Source organism: Mannheimia haemolytica, assembly GCF_004342115.1.
Taxonomy (GTDB): Bacteria; Pseudomonadota; Gammaproteobacteria; order Enterobacterales; family Pasteurellaceae; genus Mannheimia; species Mannheimia haemolytica.
Map to the genome: position 1 here is coordinate 1 of NZ_SMAC01000032.1, position 18,048 is coordinate 18,048.

The window sequence follows — 18,048 nt, forward strand, 5'->3', positions numbered from 1 at the left end:
CACTTGATTTGCTTGTACTCAGCCACCCTGAATTTGTTTTTGGTTCTTGCCCAGATTTCGCCGTAGCTGAGCTTGGTGCGTTCGTGCGTGGCTTTTACCGCATTTTGTAGCATATTTTGCTCTTCTGCTGTGAGGGTTGGCTCGGGAAGTGCGGTCTGATTTTCCGCTGAATTTTGCAAACGCTCCGCTTTGCCTAAGTGCCAGTAGTTGTAGAGTGCCTCAAAACACTCTTCTTGGTAGCAGATCACTTTTTCTTTTAAATCTACCCGCACTTTTTCAGGATTAATGCTAAACAACCAGCCGTTGAGTTTTTTGATTGGCATACAGAGCATTTCATAAGTTTTGCCGTCTGATCCAGTTGTTTTCATATGAGTACAACTGAATTTTTCTTTGGAATTCTCAAGTTTTCTTTGTTGAGAACCCCAAGACAAGCCTAGTGCATCAACAATCGGGCGAACTGCCGTGTAAATAACATCTTCAACTTTTAAAGTAATAAGATCTGAACCGTAAAAAGAAAGAGTTTGAGTAGTAATTTGATTAGACATAAGTCTGCTCCTGTTTGTTTTTTCGAAGTTTAGTTTTCCCTATTCAATAGGGTGCCGAGAGGTTCGAAAACCGCAAACAGACGGTCGGGATTATTCCCCTTTCGGGTATTGTATTCTCCGCCCTCTCGACATTGAGCCTGTACAATCTTTTTCTAATGGCTGGAAAAAGATCGCAAAATTTAGACACAAAAAAACCGCTTGTCTGACGGGTGCGGATTGCCGCTGTTTGTTTAGGTTTCGACGCCTATGGGGAAATAGTACTACTCAAATTTTGGTTTGTAAAGCTATTTTATCATCTCAATCAACACATTTGCTAACGGTGTTACACATAAGGCAAAAACGCCCAACGCTATAAGTACGATTGAAATAGCTATCGCACCACGCATAATAGGACTTGCATTTGTTTCCATTTCTAACCCCTTTTTTAAGTGGATTTTTAACTTTGTTTTGCTATAATTGCTCATAATTTATTTAATCATTCCGTATTAATGGTTAAATGAAAAACCCCAAGAGTTTGCGGCTCTTGGGGTTTGTTTTTGGTAATAAAAAAGCCCATTTAACATAATGGGCTCTACTCTATAGTAGTTTTACTCGTTTTTTATGGTTTTCATTTTATTATGAAGCATATTTCTGAACTAGCTTTTTAAAATAAGGTAGTTCTTTTTTACAAAACTCAACTTTGCTTGGTGAAGATTTTAGAGCATTTATGAAATTTAAAGATGTTTCCTCTTGTAATTTATAAGCTACATTTTCAGGTAATTGAGGACAGCCATTACGAGTTGAGTATTCAGCAAAACTATCTCCATTTAAATTAGAATTAAATTCTCCCAGTTTCGCCTCAACAAGACAAATATCTTGAGCGTGTTTGTGATAAATCAGATCTTTTATTAGCTGATTGCATTGCTTGTCAGAGATTAGTTGTTTAGCTTTTACTTCTGACGCTGTTTTATTCCCTGAAGACCAAGCTATAAAATCTAATATCAAGAAAATTACAAATAGAGCCAAAAGAGCCTTGATTATGCTAGATAAACAACCCGAACGCTTAACCACCGCAGTTGCAGAAGCTGACGAAGATGAAGATGCTGAGTTTTGAATAATAAACGTAGGTTGTTGAGCTTGATATTTAGCTCCATTTAACAACTTATCTTTTTCTTTTTCAAATTCCAGTTCTGATAAAATACCTTTCTCTTTTAACGAAACAAGTTTGTCCAATTCATCAGCAATAGATATTTTATTATTTTCTTGGTTACTGCTACTTTGATTAGATTGTTTTTTAAATTTAAACATAATAGACCTCAAATTAACCGGATTATTCCAAAAGCTGTGCATTACTATTTCTAAGTTCTAAATACTGCCCTTCTTTCACCGTGAGATATGTTGAATTTTTAAAAGTATCAACAGCAATTACAGAATCACGCTCAGAGCTAGAATAAATTGTAAAATAACCACGCTCTTTATTTGTGGTTGTTAATTTATACTCTCCTGCTGGAATATCTCGCCCGACACGATACATCCCTTCTTCATAAACCTGATTGGATACAGGTTCATTGCTCGAAGTATTTTCCTCTGCTTTATTATCAGTATCGCTATTTATGAAATCTATAAATTCCTTACAACGATTAGTCGATACTGTTTTGCCGCTAGGATCTTTAGCCTCTACCCCAACAGGGAGTTTATTATTTTCTTTTTCCCACACAACAAGATCGTATCTATATCCATTGTTTGATATCTGATACACCTTTTGAGTAACACCTTGCTCAACAGAAGAAGAAAGATTGATATTCCCTATTGGCTGTTCAAATGAAAATGTAATTTTATCCGTTTTAGCGCTAGCAACTTGATATTCAACCATATCCCCTTTGTTGATGAGACTAATGATATTATTCTTTTCTGTTAAACAAGAAAACAACATCTCATCAGCAAAAGCATTGGAAGAAAAAATTATAGGTAAAAGGATAAATGCTCTTTTCATTATGACAATCCCGTATTAAATTGCATCACATTCACTCGGTTTTGCACCCCATTAACAAAATCTTGAGCTGTTCCGCCAAGTGTTCCCGCTGTTGAGTTTATATGAATTCCCCCATTAAATGCAACTTCTGTTTTTTGGTTGTTGCTAATATTTTGCGGTTGAGCCAAGTTTTGCATTGTGGTAAAGGTATGCTGATTAGCTTTTAGTGCATTTGCTACTGCATAGCCACCAACTGGCGTATTCAAATTGATAGGCTTGCTCTGAATAGATTTACCTTGTTTAGCTAACTGAATCGCCTTTCGCCCTGTATTATAGTAATCAGATATTTTTGTTCCATTCCCATCTGAGCTATCTATACCTGAATTTGCAAAAGCTTTCGCTCCGCCAGCTCCTTTTAAGTGAGCTGCCATCAATAATCCAGCTTTATGCTCCGCAGAACCTTGATAAGTAGAGCCTAAATATCCAACATTCTTATTCATAAGAGCTACGATTGCATTATCTTGAATAGCTTTATTGCTTAAGAAAGCTTCTCGACCACCTTTAATAGTCCAGTTGCTTGAATCTGCTAAAAATGCCTTGTGAACATCAGCATCAGAACCATTAGATAATCCTTTACCGTGTTTTCTTACTGCTGCTCTATATTTTGCATCATCAATTAACCCTGCATCAACTAATGCGGCCGCACCAAACTGATATAATCCTAAATAGCCGTATTGATTTTCCGCTCTGAGGTTTCCACCACTTTCACGCTTCACCATTTGAGCAGCCAATGCCCCTGTTTCTTCTTGCGTAAGACCTTTAACAGATTGTTGCCCCTCAAAGACAAAATTTCCTTTACTAAATCCTTTCTTGCTATCCATCAGTTTGTTCTCATTACCGGTAGGACCAACTTCATCTGGGTCAAATCCGCCCCAAATATTCACAAATCGAACAAATCCATTTTCTACCCTTGTAATGGCGTTATCTGCAAAATTAACAACCTCATCGACTGCTTTCTCAGCATTCTTGGCAAAATTCCCTGTTACTTCTTTAAGAGCTTCTGAGCCTGTAATCTCGCCATTCCAATATTTTTTACCCGTATTGACAGCCTCTTCTATATTAGTAACGCCAGCATCTATTATTCCACCGACACCTTTCAGTGCATCACCAACAATATTATCACCAACAAAATCTACTGCGGCATTAAACGCGTCTTTCCCTAACTCTTTTGCTGCGTCCCACGCTGCAACAAATTCTCCATCAAGTAATAGGTTGATGACATTTAATACTTTATCTAGTGCAGGAAGAAGCGAGTTATATATATCTTTCGCCACATTTTTGAAACCTGTTGCCAAGCTATCTATAGACATCTTCCCATCTTTGGTAAAGCCTTTAAGTTCTAGCCAAGACTTAGCAGCATTAACCGCGTCTTCCCAAGATTTATAACCGGTTAATAAATCGGCAAACGCATTTTTCAGGTTGCCAACGGTAAAATCTGCATCAAAAATCCACTTCTTAAATAATCCCCAGTTAAATAGCGAAGTACCTCCGTTCGCCCACTTTTCATAATCATCGTAGAGCAATCCAATAGCTGCTGCTAACCCCGCAACAATTAAAATCATTGGCAGGAATGGAGCAATAAACGCTAAAGCAGCACTTGCACCGCTAATAAGCATTGGGATTAGAGCAATAGAGATCGCCCCCGCAATTCCATAAAATACCCCCTTTACAAGGTTTTCATTTTTCTGCAAATATTCAAAAAACGCATTGGTTACATCGGCAATTTTGAGTAATACCGGCATTGCGGCATTGGCAATCATCAGCTTTAAACCTTCAAATTGCTGGTTTAAATAGGCAGTTGCTGCGGTCAGTTTGCGTGCGGTTTCTAAATCCTGTTGATTGGATTTGTAGATTTTAGCGGTTTTCTGCAAATTCTCTTCAAGACCTTGTCTGCCTTGTGCCAGCATTTCAAACGTGCCTTCATCAATCCCCATTTGTTGGGCAATGCCAAAGGCTTTTACTCTATCCATTGAGCTGAATTTGTCTGCCAATTCCAGCATAATGTCTTCAAGTTTTTTTGCTTTTTGTGAGCCGTCTAATAGGTTAATGCCAAGTGCATTAAAAAATTGAGTAACAGAGGTATCACCTTGTACAGTTAAACGGGTAAGACCTGCAGAAAGATTATTTAGATAACCGGTTAAACCCTCTGCTGAACCGCCTGAAAGCTCTGCTGCCCCTCTCCAACTTGCTAAAGCACGGCTTGTCATACCGAGGTTTTTAGACGTAATATCCAGTTCTTTGTTAGCTTTGGCGGAGTCTAAGAATAACTTATCAAAACCTATACCAAAGGAAATCATTGTTCCTACTGCACCAACAATCATTTTGAAGGCTCTGATTTTTTTTGTAAGTCCATCAAAAGCTTTTAGCAAGTCTTGAACTGATTTGTCATTTTTCTTGGTCTGTATTTCCTGCTCTTTCAGAGCTTTTGTGGATTTCTTGGCTGATTTCTCGCTTTTACCCTGCTCCGCATTGAGCTTTTTAGTACCTTTGGCGGCACTTTCAGCCGCTTGCCCGTGGTTGTCTAAGGCTTCGGTGTTTTTATTGACCGCCCCCTCTAAACGTTCCAATAGGGATAATAACGGCTTTGCTACTGCCGTAAAACTATCATTCGCTGCAATCTCTATCGCTAATGTATCAATAACATCTGACATTATTTATTATCCCTATGGTTGTAAGTATCCACGCTGAACACTTCGATTAAATCTAGAGCATCTTCTAGCCCATAAATAGTCTGTAATTCGTGCAAGGTTGCCAATTTGCTACTAACAACAACCCCAACAACCGAACTTACATTCACATACGCAACAGCATTACTTTCTTTACCTACTCCGAGATCGGGGTAAGTTCGAGATCCAAAAAATCAATATGCAACGCAAACGCCTCTTTTCGCAATTTCCAAAGCGTTGTGATGTCACTCACATCACCAATCGCTAAATCAATCGGTCTGGTTGAGCCGCTATCCATCACGATTTCTACACAATCCAATAGTTCATCTAATAACGGTAAGGCTTTTTCTTCCGGAATCTGCTTAAAAGCCGCTAGTGCAACTCTTGCCATTCCCAGCATCCCTTCCGAAGCTGACGGGATACCTTCCATTCCACTCGCCAAGGCAAGTAATGTACGAGAAGCCCACTTGTCCGCTTTGGCAATCGGCATTTCCGTAATCAAAAACGTCGTGCCTGCATCTCGTCCCTTTTCAATCGTGATTTTTTTTGTTTTTAAAGCCATTTTTTTATTCCTCTGAGGTGGTTAAATATCTAAGAACAGATCCATTTGCTGAATTTACCCTATATCTTTAAAATTCAAGTAACAGCTGTTCCATTCTATCTAGTCTCTCTATGCCAATTTCATAGGTATGCTTTTCTACTTTTCGTTTTTGCAACGCTCGCCCAGCCTCACTGCCACGCTTTTTTGATTCACTTTCATTTTCTTCTAAGTTTTCACGTTGTTGGCGGATGTCCTCCCATTTGGCAATGCCGGTTGTCCAATAATCCCATAGGACTTCGTAACACTCTGTTTGATAACGAATCAGCTTTTCTTTGATCTCGGGATTTACACGAGAAGGATTTACACCAAACAGCCAGCCATTAAGGTAATGTAACGGCAAACAAACTGCTTCTTGCTCACCACCATTTGAAGGTATTCGTATAACACGAATACCTTGTGAAAGTACTTCATTTCGTTGTAATCGCTCAAATTGAGCGTGCCAAACTAAACCGATATTTTCTGCCACCTGCTTCATTGGTACATATGGCTTATCATTTTGATTGATAACTAAAATGTCTGAACCAAAAAATTTTGCTTTTAATGCTTTCATTATTTTTTCCTTTTATGAATTTTGGATAATAAAAAACCCGACCATTTCTGATCGGGTTGTGAATTACCGCAACATTCCTACCTTATTACAGGCTCGTAAACTCACGATTTAAAGCTGTTTGGGAACATTAAAGGTTAAATATCTTCTGCACCGTTATTCACGACTTTGAATGAATAGGTCGCAGATTCAAGCAATTTCTTCGCATTCGTACCGCCCGGAATGTTCACTAAAAAGCCGGTTGCCGAATAGCGTTTGCCGATAGACGGAATTTCGCACGAGAATTCAAACGGCACAGTTTCTTGGTTGTTGTTGATATGGTTAATCACACCATCAAAAAAAGAACGGCTCGGGCTGTTGGCTTGAAGTTGAATATTTAAATCGACTTCATAAGGCGTAAATCCGCCTGATTGCACACCATCAACGCCGATCACGGTTTCGCCGATTGCACCTTGCCCGAAGTCAAAGGCATTATCGGCGGCGTATCCTTCCATTTTGACCCACGATTTGTTATAACCCTTTGCCCGCACAAGTAGAATGCTGTTTGCGGCGGTCAGAGTTTTATCAATATTTGTACGCATAATTTATTCGTTTCCTTTTTTTGCAAAAAAGCGGTCGAATTTGACCGCTTGTTACTGTTATTGAACGTTAATAGAAGCAAGGTTAATGGCGTGAACACTGCCGCCGTCGGTGTACCATAACTTCATCGGCATTGACTGGCGTTTACCTCGCACCTGTGCCGAAGTTTTGCCAATATAGAGTGAATAACCTTGTGCCTCAATTTGGGCGGCGGTATCCATTCCGGTGTCTTTATTGATTAAGGCTTTTTGCTGTTCGCTTAATGCCACACCAATTTGGATAGAGCCGAAATCTAACGCCTCTTGAATCGGATCTTGACAAGCCGCACGTTGTAAAGCCACGCCGAGAGCGTTATATGGCACAGACTTCGCCGAAGTAAGCAAGGTAATCAAGGCAAGTTGTAATTGGCTATTCAGGCGAATTTGATTGATGTAAGCGTCAATCCATTTCCATTTGCCGGCAATCTGACCCGGCGACAAGAACAAGAAGCGGTCGTTTGCGGTTGCCCAAGCTCCATAATAGTTGTAGCCGTTATCTTCCAAAATCTGTGCAACAGTGGCATCAGTTACATCGGCAGTTAAACCGGCTTGCCCTTTGAATTTATAAGTAATTCGTCCTTGTCGTTCGGTGAAATCAATAGAAGCGGTTGCACCACACACAAAAGCGGCTTTATCTAGTCCGCCATAAATAGCAACTGTGCCGTTATAAGCAGATTCTTTTAACCACGCTCCGAAACAAGTGTTATTACCGGCTTGTACCGCACCGGCTTCTTTGCCCCAAGCAACATACAAGAAACGCTGATCTTGGTCGTTACTCCATTTCGCAAAGGCTTTTTTGTCGTCTAAACTTGGCTCAAATACGGTGGTAAATGTCGCCCAGTTTAAAGTGGATTTGATCACCTGCTGCATTGTTTCAGTCGGCGATGTTTCAGCACTACCTTGGGAAATAACCGCACCGACTGATTGCGATAAGCCTAACTTGTCTGCAACATCACCGGTTGCGAAAGTGATAGCAGATGATGAACCTGTGGTGCCGGATGAAATCTTGAATGATTGCAACTGCGGATCAAAAGAAACCGTTACATCGCCCAGTGCGGAAGAAATAGTTTCTGCCGCCTGCGAAAAACTTTTTGATGAACGGAGGTTAATTGACGAAGCGGTCTTCTCTACACCATCAATATTGATAGTAAGAGAGCCTGAAACCGTTTTCAATTCTTCCAATGACAACCCTTTTACTGAATTACCAACCAAGAAAGCCCCTTCTGCTGCCTCGTTGTAGGCAAAGAAAAACAGTGTGCCGGGTTTGATGGTTGAGTTGTCAAAGCCTTTAAAGTAAACTGCCGCCGCCTGATACTCTTCTGAGGCGAATCCGAAGTATTCCCCTACCGCATCAGCAGTCGCAAACGGTACGGCTTGAGCAGTCGGCAGATTTTGATTTTTGCTTAAAAACACGGCATTCATTGAGAGTGGCGAACCACCGGCACTTAATACCGCAGGACTGATATTCACAATCCGGGAAGCAGGAATAGATTGAAACATAGCTATGTTGTTCTCCTATAAAGAATGAATAGAAATTCTTGGGTTGGTAATAAAATCTTGTTCGTGAGTGATCACAGGGTTGTAGGTTAAATATGTCGTCACCATATATCGCTCCTCGTACTCGCTGGCTTCATTGGTAAACGGCAGATATTTCGGTTCGTCACAATAAAGTGGCTGGCAACGCTCCAATCGCTCACAGGCGTATAAATTCCGCCATAATGTGCAAAATTTCCGTGAAATTTCACCGCTTGTCTCGCCGTAAAAGTCAAGTTGCATCTGAATTTCAAGGCTCTGCATCACTTCTACATTGCCTTCATCAATGCTGTAATCATAAGCATTAGTGGATAAGGCTTGTTCGTGAATAATATTCATCAAAATAAACGGCGGATTTGGTAGCGGTGCGTTATTGCTATAGCCTCGAATAACCTGATCGCCCTCTAAATGAAAAAGCCCGAGCAAATAAGCCCGGACTTCTCGATAAATATCATTATGAGTGGTGTTTAAGGTTACTTCTGCCGCCATATCACCACCTTGCACCAGTTAGGAAAACTTTCGGCAACGGATTTAATCAGCCATTCTGATTCCGTTTTTTCGCCAAAAGCCTTAAACACTAATTTATCCGCTCCCTGTTGAGAAAGGCGGCGTAGGGCGTGAATCTGCCCTGAAATATAAACATTAAGCAACTGACCCTGTTGGGCGAGACTGTCAAAAAGCTGTAAATCATTGGTTGAAAGGCTTTGAGGCTGAATTTTGACGTTGATTTCATCAAACTTTGCCACTCTTTTGCCGGTGTCATCCGTTTCTGTTCCGGCATTGAGTTTCAATACTGCCGGAATATTCGGATTGACTGTGGTGATCGCACGATTTGCGATTTGGCGTAGGTTCATTGTTCATTTACCTATTTCTTTGGAAAAGCGAATTTATTCGTTTTTTCACTTGATTAGAAATTGATCTTGGGGTTATACTGTTTTTGCTTGAAGCTCCTGCATCAATACGAGCGGAATAGGATTGATGTTCAGTAGCGGTAGTCTTGCCATCCCCCTTGCTACCTGCATCTTCAAATAACTCAAAGGCAGTAATAATCCAAGCATTACTGCCTTTTGATTTTCTAAGAGATACTCGGCATTTCTCGTGGTCGATTTTAAGTGCCGTTACGTTTCCTTTCTCGAACTTATCAACAGTCTTCCCTTTAGCAATGGCTTCCACGACATTCTTTGTCAGCATTTTGGTAGCTTGTTCATAACTTAAATTATCTTTTCTCATACGAGATTCAATAATGTGAGATATACCCATAGCACCTTTGGTTTTCCCACTGGCTTTAATTTTTCCAGTATCACCCCACTCAAAATCAATCCAGCCAAGTTCGTTATGATACATTGCACGATGAACAGTTCTTTTTTCTGCGATTGCGGTATTCATCGCTGAGCGACCTCGCCCGATATTCGCTTTCACAGACTTCATTGCAGATTGTGAGCCATCTTTCCCAAACTGCCCGTTTGCCGCCCTCGGGTGTTTGCTTTCGTCCCACTCTTTGCTGTCAAATGACATTGCCAGCCATAAGCGATTAATCCGTTCAATGTGTGATTGTGTCAGTTGCACAACTACTCCTTATCTACAACAACATATGAGATGGATTCTGAAAGCAAGCCACTTGCAAAAAGAGGTTTGTCTGGGCGGTAATCTGATTTAGATTTATAACGCTTTTCTTTCGCTTTAATTGTACTCTCAGCTAATTTGGGTGTTTCTACTTTGCTTAGTGCCTCAAATACATCACCGGCGGCAACACTACCGACAAGCTCTAATGCCTCTTCTACAGAATGCCCTTGCTTTAATAGGTTTGAAATTTCTTTTTGCCACTTTTTCCTATTATTGGAGAAAGCAGGTCTAAAAAAAGGTCTCGGCTTAATGGTGATTGTATGAGCAGGAATAGTTACTTCTGTCGCAAAATTCGATTTTTTCTTGCTGACAAAGCGACTACCATTTTTCTGTGTCCATTCGCCATTTTTATCTATTTGTCGATAAATAGTCGCCTGTCTGGCAGGAACAGTAAATATTCCGCCGTACTCGTGAATCGCCGCAACATAAGCAACAGGCGTGCCATCATCATAGCGTTGATGTCCAACAATACCGACTTTAACCACCTTTTTATTTGCGTCTTTCACGGCTTTAATCCGTGCCTCCAACGCTGCTTTAAATTTTGCACTCACACAAACACCCCACCGACTTTCCGCACTGCTTTACGTTCCGGCAAACCGCCGATATAAAAACCACCTGCAGACCATTGTTTTAGCAACGCCCACAACTGCAAGCCATAGGGCGAACCGGCAAGCCAATGCTGCCAAGCGTTTTTAGTCGGCGGTGTTGCGAATGAAACGCTTACGCTACCCTCGGAAGCAGAAGCAACAATGCCACCACCGCTGCTATTTTGTTGTGCTGTGCCGTCTGCATTTATCACAACATTGTTGGTATGGAGTAAATGAGCGGTCATTAATCGCATTGCAATCTCTAACCGCTTGCCGTTTAATACCCAACTTGCTTTTAAATGTTCTTCCGCCACCTCCGCCCAAAGCTCGATTGTTGGATCGTCTAAATCATCAAATACAGGAAACATTGTGCGAAAGTCGGTGATGTTCATTGTTACTTACCTTTGTTGTTTTTTACTTTGGTGCCGGCATTCTCAGCTTGATAGTCAGACGGCGTAACCGGTGCATCTTTATTGTCTAACGACATATCCGCAGCCACTTTTTCAGCATCTTGTGCTTTGCCGTCTTCCTGCACCACAATAAAACCATTTTCTAAATGCTGTTTAAAAATCGGGTTTGCTTTGAGTTGTTTAAGTTCTTCTTCCGATACCGAAGTGATAATCCCTAATGGTGTGATTAAACGGTCATTCGCAATCCCTGTGCCACCTTTAACAATTACGCTACCTTGTGGCACTTTTAAGCCGTTTGCACCGTCTGAATAAATGGTATAAGCATTATCACAAGTTAAGGTTGAATAGATATAAGGCATTATGTTTCTCCTGTTTAGGTAATAAAAAACCGCTCATAAAGAGCGGTCGTTTTTTGTTGTTTTTTTGCATTAAATGCCGGAAGCTCGATAAACAGCATAAGGGCGTTTACACATTACACCGGCAGTTGCGTTGGTGTAATCTTCCTTCACAATTTTGCCTTCAGGGTAAGCACCGAGAGCCATAAACTGTGCCGGTACGGCTTGCACCCAAACACGATTATCATCGTCCGAGCTGTCGCCATAAACTTCTTCAGCGTAGAGATATAACACATCAACGCCACCATTCGCTTTTACTAATTGCGGAGCAGTTGCTACACGACAATTTGGGTAAGTGTCTTTTAACCACGAAGCTACGCTTACGCCCATATCAGACACAACACCAAGATATACATCCGCACCGGTTGGTAATGCTAATACCGTTGGCGTAGTTTTTGGCTCAATAATGCCGTTTGATTGGGCGGCTAATTGCGAAAACGCAATGGTGATGTCGTTAGTAATTTCTAAGAACGTCTTAGTTGCCCATTTTGTGCCACCTGCTTTGCCGGTTGCAACGGTGTTATATGGCAATAATGCCGGATCGTTTAAGAAACCGTAGGTGCGAGAGTTGCCATCGTTATAGCCGTAGAAACCGACTTTGTTACGCTCAATATGTAACGCATTGGTTGCCGCCACACGTTTTGCAGCTGCACTGTCTAAACGCATTGCACCGGCACGGGCAGATTCTAATTTACCTACCGCAATGCCTTGTTCAAAGCGAATTACGGTACGGCGTGCAAATTCTACGTTCCAGTTTGCTAACGGAATTGGCGTTAAGTCGCCGTATGGTACTGCATTGCCTGTGGCTTCTAACACACCTTGAACGACTTCTTCATCGTGCCACTCGCCCACGGTCGTCATACCGATTAACTCATCGATTTTACGGGGTGCAGTTGCAGCGTGAACAAAACCCGGTAGCCACGCTTGCAAGAATTGAATCGGTGCACCGGTGCTACCTGTAAATACTCCGCCTTGCACATCATCCATCGCCCAGGCTTGTGGCGCTTTATTTAAGTAGTCTTGGCTAAAGCCAATACCGATTTTTGCCAGTGCTGCAAACTCCTTAACATTTTCAGAGTCCATTGCAATCACCGGTTTCTGTGCCGCCATTTGAGTTGCAAAACGGCGACCGCTGATATGCCCTTTTTGAATTGATTTAGTCATCTATCATTTCCTTAATTTGTTAAACGAACTACGGTTAAACCGCCGCTACTATTGGTTACCGGATAGCGATAAATCACCGCATTCGGCACTAACTGTTTACCACCTAAATTGCCTTTATCTGCAACGGTAGAAAGTTCGCCGGTAGTCGCATCGTACACAACAAAATCGCCGATCTTACACGCAGATTTCACACGAACGACGACATCACCCATCGTAACGAAATCACCACGACTGTGATCTGGCAATGCTAATGTCGGCTCTAATGTGCCTTTTTCTGTACCGTGTAATGGGTATTCTTTGGAGTTTGCCAAAATACCTGCAAACACCCGACCACTTGCAATTTCACCGCCTACTTTTGCCTCATTGGTTGCAGCGTCTTTAGTGAAAGCGTAACCAATAATGTTTTTTTGTGAACCCTCTGAGTTCATTACAAGGCTTTCTGCACGCATTGGGGAATCAAGATGAATATCACCCGGTACACCAAAGCCCTGTTCAATATTGATTTTTTGTTGAAATGTCATTTCTACCTACCTTATTGATTGATTTGACCATCAAGGAATGATTTACCGCTTGCCGGTAAGCCGTCCATTACACTCACTTGGTGCTGTTTATTTGCCGGCGTACGGTTTGCCATATAACCGGTAATCATCGCCATTTCTTGCCCTTTTGGGGCTTTTAAGCCTAATTTCGAGCAAGCATATTTAGCTACTGCATCGGCTGAGTCCATTGCTGATACATTAAACGACCCAGTAAATGCAGAGACTTTCTTATACAGAGCATCTCGTTCACCAATAGCTTTGATAGCACGACTGGTAATTTCCGCCGCATCCATTGCATTTGGTTCATTTGACTGCTTGTTGTCATCGTCCTTACCAGTTTCTTCCGGTGGCATATCGTCATCATCTTGACCGCTGCCACCTTCTAATTTCGCAATACGGGCATCTAAACGCTCGACTACATCAAGCAATTTGCTTAACACATCGCCTTCATCGTCTTGCCCCTCTTCATTAAATTCAGGTTCAGTCTCAGACTCTTGACTTGGCATTTCAGGCTCTTGCTCCTGCTCAGGCGTTGGCTCGTCATCTTCCGCACCACCTTCCGCCAATTCTGCGGCTTTGCTCAAAAGTGAGGAGGTTTCATTCATCTGTTTTGCTGCGTTTTCCAGCAATTCTTTTAATGTCATTTGTTTTTTCTCCATTATGGAATCACAAGTAAAAATAAACTGTTCGTGGTTTGGCTCAACATCACTGCTATCCATAACTCGAACATCTGCCCCCATTCTGCCTTTTTCGACTAAGGCTAAATGATTGCCCCTTAAATCCCGCTGGATATAGTCATATTTCTGCCCATTCCAAACGCCGGGACTATGTTCATAACTGCACCGATAACCGAGAGAAAGCTCTTTCTTGCCGTTCTCGATTTGTCGGGCAAACCGTTCTGAAAACACCTTAATGTTTCCGAATAATATGCCGTTTTTAAAATAAACGTCTTCCCCAATTACCCCATTTACGCCTTTCTTTTCAGCCGGTGTCATTCCCATTTCCTCACCGCCTAACATCGTGTGTTCGTCCACCCACGGAATTAAGCGAAAGCTAGGGATTGACTTTTCCAACTCCTCAGCAGGGCGGTAAACAGGGTAAAGTTGGTTTAAATCCGGTGGTTGTGTGCCGTCAGGTAATCGAATTTGCGAACCCCGATAAAGAAAAACCCCCTCTTTGCTGAGGGGGTTGTCTTTCACTTCAAACCAACCGTTTGTGTCAATATCTTTTTTGTCTTGTGCGAGTGTCATTGTTTCATCCTTTGCAACAAAATATCTAAGCGTTCGGAGATTGAAAAACCATCAGTCGCATATTTCTTTAACCCTTCCGGCATTTCTTTACCTGCCGGTAAATACCATTTCTTCTTAAACTTATCCCATTTTGCACCAAGAGCTTTTGCCCCGTCTTTTTCGGCGTATGGGACATTTAAGTAAGTAGCATTAGATTTTTTTATTGTAGCTTCTGATTTAACATAATTACTCCCAGAAGCTGACGGATTACTGTTTGTTGATATTCCCCAAGAGCTTACCTGCTCCTCATTTACAATTTTCACAGGAGTTAACCCAGCAGGAAGAGCCGGAATGCTTTTACCTTTTTTCTTAGGTTGATTGTTCGCTTTTTCCTTTTCAACAATATTAGCAACACTATTTGCAATATAGGCACCTTGCTCTGTTAGTCCATAAATATGCCTATCAGGATCGACTGCTTTCATCAAACCTGCTTTGACATAATCATCAGCAACCTTATTTAAGCCTAATTGCCTTACATCAAAACTTTCTCTTTGCCACGCAAATGTTGCGATTTCATTAAATTTCTGAGCTGAATATCCACCTTGTTTGTTAATCTTTTGCAATGCTTTTGCAAAATTAACGGTATCAGTTTCACTTATTTTTGAAAAATCTCTTGCTCCTTCAGTATTTCGTTGATGGGAATAAATCTCTTTAATTTGAGCAGAGAAAGGTTTTGACTTTTCCACCCGTTCTACCTTTGCTTGAGTACGTGATAAAGCCTTAATTTTTTCTGCTATACTTAGTGGTTTAGATAAATTTTCTAACTCAGCAATTCTTTTATCAACCTTGCCTTTCAACTTCAGGTATTCTTGCTGTACGCTTTCATTGTTTAAAGTCGCTACGGCACTTCGAGAGATATTTTCTAACGTCTTAGATAAACTTCGTAGTTCAGGCACATCCGCACTCTTAATCTTTTCCTCAGTTTTACGAGTTACTGTCTGAACGTTCTTTTCAAGTTGTTTCTTTGTTTCTAATGTTTCTCGCTGTGGCGTTTTTGGCCCATTAAAACTCTTACGAATTTCGTTAATTTTCTCGCCTTTGAATTTGCCACCCATACCGGCAATGATTCGACCTTCGTCGTCAATTTTGACCGGTGAGCCTTTACCTTTTTCGCCGTTAGGCTTAACTGTGATCCATTTATCGTCCATTGCGACAACCGAAAACAGTCTTTCAATACGGTTTCTATGTGATTGTGTGATGTTAATCATTTTCTACCTCAAAATCGAAGACAGGCTTCATACTGCACGCACAATTTGGCAGATGACCGGGCAAACCATAAACCTTTTCGCCGTACATATCGCCAATATAAGGCGGGTCATCAAACGAAAATACCCGACCGCTTAGTTTAACGTGTAAGGCCCTCGGCTCACGCCCACCGCCTGAATGTAGCCATTTGAATTTTTTTACACCCAATTTTTGCAATTTATGAGCCTGAACATTGTGATAAACCTTACGAGTTTGATCGAGAGCAACCAGTTCCGCTTTTCGCTCATTCCCTTTGTAGAGTTTTTGCAAAAACGGTTTTAATTCCGCAAAGCCTTTCCCCTTTGTTGAAATCGAGTGTGTCAGCACCTTTTGTACATCGCCCAAGTATTTCTCGGGCAAGGTTTTTATTAGCGATACCGCTTCAAGCGTGCCGGATTGGGTAATTTCTTTCAGTCGCTCATCCATAAAATCAGGATTAACCGTTAAATCTTTGCCGACCTCTTTCAAGCTCATCTTAATGGTTGCAGTAGAGTGTTTGAGCGTCTCCTGCACCATTCTAGCGGTTGTTTTTTTGGCTAAAATTGCAAAAATCGGATTATACTTACTTAAAAGCCGACTAAACAAAATCCGCAACTGCGCCACAATCGAGCCGTTTTTTGGCAGGTCATCATCTTCGGCATAAGCCTCAAAGCAAGATTGAATACCATTTAACGCCTCTTTGTGCATTGCTCGCATTAACCGCTTAATGCTTTTGGCATAACGCTCACCTGTTGAAGCATTGGCTATTAGTGGCTTGCCTTCAATCTGCGTGTTGTTCTGGTGCATTTTGCAGTTGCTCCACATTGACCGAATTAAGTAATGCGATTTCTTCTTCAGTTAAATCTAAATCTTCGCTGACATTGCCTAAATCATTAAAACCGGCTTCTCGGTCTTTTACTAACACAGTTCGAGCGTCAGCACCATCAATTACACCAGCCATAATTAGCGTAGAGTAAGTATCGGCTTTCAGCTTATTCAACTCTGCAAGCTCTTTCGCTGTTGGAGAATCGACCGGTCGCCAGTTAATTGTGGTATCTTTTACCTCATCGCCAAATGATTTCATCACTAGCTGATGATGACGTTCTACAAACTCGGTCAAATCGTGTTCCTGAATGCTCTCCAGCTCTTGATGGTAGTTTTTCGCCTCTTCTGCACCAGTCGAAAATCCTTTCGGTGATGTGCCAAGTAATTTTGTTACCGGCACATTTGCAGCAGCGGCTACTATTTGATAGTTAGTCATAATCACTTCATCAAGGTCGCTCAATGTCGTGTCGTACTGGCTGAACTGGTCATCGTCTTTATCGCCAACCTTAATACCGTAGTTATCACGAGTTGCAATCCACGCTTGAATTTTTTCCCGATTGCCGTCAAAGTCCGCCATAAAAGCGTCCATATTGGTTTGCCATACGGTTGTGCGTTTTGAGGTAACTAATCCCAACGATTCATCGGTTGTTCGCTCCGCACTGTAAACCCGTTCCATAATCTTCTGCGGCGTTGAAATACCGCCATACATATAGACAGGCTTTAAAATATCCGGCACTTCATCATTGCGGAAAATCATCAAGTGCGAACGGTGGTATTTTTTACCGTTGATTTGCCAATAGGTCGGTTCGTAAAAGTGCTGACTTGCCGGGTTATTCAATTCACCGCCGACTAAAATAGGCACACACCAGTAAGGATCGATTTGAATAATCCCTTTGTAGCTGTTTGGTTCTACACCGTCTAAATTAAACGGTTTTTCATAAAATTCAGGATCGCTTGACTCAATGTCAAACAATGCAATCCGCATACCAAACACACGCCCTAAGCGTACAAACTCTTCACAATGCCAACGGATACGGTATTTTTTATCAAAGCGTTGAAGCAGCTTGATTGTTTCATCTGAGATTTCATCGCCATTGATAGAGACTACATCAAAGCCGTTTCTGGTTGCGTCTCGTGCAGGTACAGAACAGGCTTTGCCTACAAGCCAGTTTTGCGACAAAATCGCACACATCTGATAGCCAATAAATGCCTTTGAAGCATACCAATCCGCCAAAGCAACGCTAATCGCTTCGGGATTTCGCACCGACATCTTCAAACGTGATTCACTATCGCCATCTTGACCGCTGGAAAGTGCGGTATTAATTTCATTATTTCTCTGAACGATATTCGCCAACACATCAAGAAACAATTTAGACGGCTGCCCACGATAGAATTTACCGTTAGCCCAATAGGATTTAGGCTCTTCTATTTCTTGTTTTGGCTCTTCTTTTTTAAACCAACCAAACATATTT

The 18,048-nt window shown here is 41.5% G+C and carries 22 protein-coding genes; all 22 read right to left on the reverse strand.

All coding sequences use genetic code 11. The features are described from left to right. Positions 1-545 (reverse strand): phage antirepressor N-terminal domain-containing protein (locus EDC41_RS10965; protein WP_207901583.1); only part of this gene is annotated, 545 nt, incomplete at its 3' end. Positions 546-829: 284 nt separating this feature from the next. After that, on the reverse strand, positions 830-955 hold the full coding sequence (locus EDC41_RS14055) for a hypothetical protein (protein WP_256710652.1): 126 nt from the start codon (positions 953-955) through the stop codon (positions 830-832). Positions 956-1,160: 205 nt separating this feature from the next. Next, complete coding sequence (locus EDC41_RS10975) at positions 1,161-1,832, reverse strand: SHOCT domain-containing protein (protein ID WP_006252055.1); 672 nt, start codon at positions 1,830-1,832, stop codon at positions 1,161-1,163. A gap of 22 nt (positions 1,833-1,854) precedes the next feature. Then, the gene (locus EDC41_RS10980; RefSeq protein WP_115262415.1) at positions 1,855-2,517 is read right to left on the reverse strand and encodes an Rv1352/Rv1906c domain-containing protein; all 663 of its coding nucleotides are present in this window, start codon (positions 2,515-2,517) and stop codon (positions 1,855-1,857) included. Continuing rightward, positions 2,517-5,207, reverse strand: a complete 2,691-nt coding sequence (locus EDC41_RS10985; RefSeq protein WP_115262416.1) for a phage tail tape measure protein — start codon at positions 5,205-5,207, stop codon at positions 2,517-2,519. The genes EDC41_RS10980 and EDC41_RS10985 overlap by 1 nt, the downstream gene beginning before the upstream one ends. After that, positions 5,207-5,353 carry a hypothetical protein gene (locus EDC41_RS13580; protein WP_006252675.1) on the reverse strand — a complete coding sequence of 49 codons (147 nt, stop codon included), beginning with the start codon at positions 5,351-5,353 and terminating at the stop codon, positions 5,207-5,209. The genes EDC41_RS10985 and EDC41_RS13580 overlap by 1 nt, the downstream gene beginning before the upstream one ends. 26 nt (positions 5,354-5,379) lie before the next feature. After that, on the reverse strand, positions 5,380-5,784 hold the full coding sequence (locus EDC41_RS10990; RefSeq protein ID WP_061887252.1) for a hypothetical protein: 405 nt from the start codon (positions 5,782-5,784) through the stop codon (positions 5,380-5,382). A 67-nt stretch (positions 5,785-5,851) separates the two neighbouring features. Then, entirely contained in the window at positions 5,852-6,373 is a 522-nt protein-coding gene (locus EDC41_RS10995; protein ID WP_006252051.1) for a phage antirepressor N-terminal domain-containing protein, read from the reverse strand. A gap of 134 nt (positions 6,374-6,507) precedes the next feature. Beyond that, entirely contained in the window at positions 6,508-6,951 is a 444-nt protein-coding gene (locus EDC41_RS11000) for a phage tail fiber protein (protein WP_006252050.1), read from the reverse strand. Positions 6,952-7,008: 57 nt separating this feature from the next. Further along, positions 7,009-8,487: a DUF3383 domain-containing protein gene (locus EDC41_RS11005; protein WP_006252049.1), complete on the reverse strand. Its 1,479-nt coding sequence runs from the start codon at positions 8,485-8,487 to the stop codon at positions 7,009-7,011. Positions 8,488-8,502: 15 nt separating this feature from the next. Then, complete coding sequence (locus tag EDC41_RS11010; protein ID WP_115262417.1) at positions 8,503-9,009, reverse strand: phage neck terminator protein; 507 nt, start codon at positions 9,007-9,009, stop codon at positions 8,503-8,505. Then, the gene (locus EDC41_RS11015) at positions 8,994-9,374 is read right to left on the reverse strand and encodes a hypothetical protein (protein WP_006252047.1); all 381 of its coding nucleotides are present in this window, start codon (positions 9,372-9,374) and stop codon (positions 8,994-8,996) included. The genes EDC41_RS11010 and EDC41_RS11015 overlap by 16 nt, the downstream gene beginning before the upstream one ends. Before the next feature lie 7 nt (positions 9,375-9,381). After that, positions 9,382-10,086 (reverse strand): putative barnase/colicin E5 family endoribonuclease, encoded by a 705-nt coding sequence (locus tag EDC41_RS11020; RefSeq protein WP_020824109.1) that lies wholly within the window; start codon positions 10,084-10,086, stop codon positions 9,382-9,384. 2 nt (positions 10,087-10,088) lie between these two features. Next, positions 10,089-10,694: a hypothetical protein gene (locus EDC41_RS11025; RefSeq protein ID WP_006252045.1), complete on the reverse strand. Its 606-nt coding sequence runs from the start codon at positions 10,692-10,694 to the stop codon at positions 10,089-10,091. Continuing rightward, the gene (locus tag EDC41_RS11030; RefSeq protein ID WP_006252044.1) at positions 10,691-11,122 is read right to left on the reverse strand and encodes a DUF4054 domain-containing protein; all 432 of its coding nucleotides are present in this window, start codon (positions 11,120-11,122) and stop codon (positions 10,691-10,693) included. Before EDC41_RS11030 ends, EDC41_RS11025 begins: the two co-directional genes overlap by 4 nt. A 2-nt stretch (positions 11,123-11,124) precedes the next feature. Continuing rightward, positions 11,125-11,499: a hypothetical protein gene (locus EDC41_RS11035; RefSeq protein WP_006252043.1), complete on the reverse strand. Its 375-nt coding sequence runs from the start codon at positions 11,497-11,499 to the stop codon at positions 11,125-11,127. Between the two features lie 69 nt (positions 11,500-11,568). Then, a complete protein-coding gene (locus tag EDC41_RS11040; RefSeq protein ID WP_006252679.1) occupies positions 11,569-12,699 on the reverse strand; it encodes a major capsid family protein in 1,131 nt (376 codons plus the stop codon). An 11-nt stretch (positions 12,700-12,710) separates the two neighbouring features. Then, a complete protein-coding gene (locus EDC41_RS11045; protein ID WP_006252041.1) occupies positions 12,711-13,220 on the reverse strand; it encodes a structural cement protein Gp24 in 510 nt (169 codons plus the stop codon). Between the two features lie 11 nt (positions 13,221-13,231). Beyond that, positions 13,232-14,488, reverse strand: a complete 1,257-nt coding sequence (locus EDC41_RS11050; protein ID WP_006252040.1) for a DUF2213 domain-containing protein — start codon at positions 14,486-14,488, stop codon at positions 13,232-13,234. After that, positions 14,485-15,735, reverse strand: a complete 1,251-nt coding sequence (locus EDC41_RS11055; RefSeq protein WP_235658909.1) for a DUF5710 domain-containing protein — start codon at positions 15,733-15,735, stop codon at positions 14,485-14,487. Before EDC41_RS11055 ends, EDC41_RS11050 begins: the two co-directional genes overlap by 4 nt. Next, positions 15,728-16,558, reverse strand: a complete 831-nt coding sequence (locus EDC41_RS11060) for a phage head morphogenesis protein (protein ID WP_006252680.1) — start codon at positions 16,556-16,558, stop codon at positions 15,728-15,730. The genes EDC41_RS11055 and EDC41_RS11060 overlap by 8 nt, the downstream gene beginning before the upstream one ends. After that, complete coding sequence (locus EDC41_RS11065; protein ID WP_115262418.1) at positions 16,533-18,044, reverse strand: phage portal protein; 1,512 nt, start codon at positions 18,042-18,044, stop codon at positions 16,533-16,535. Before EDC41_RS11065 ends, EDC41_RS11060 begins: the two co-directional genes overlap by 26 nt. Positions 18,045-18,048 lie beyond the last annotated feature (4 nt).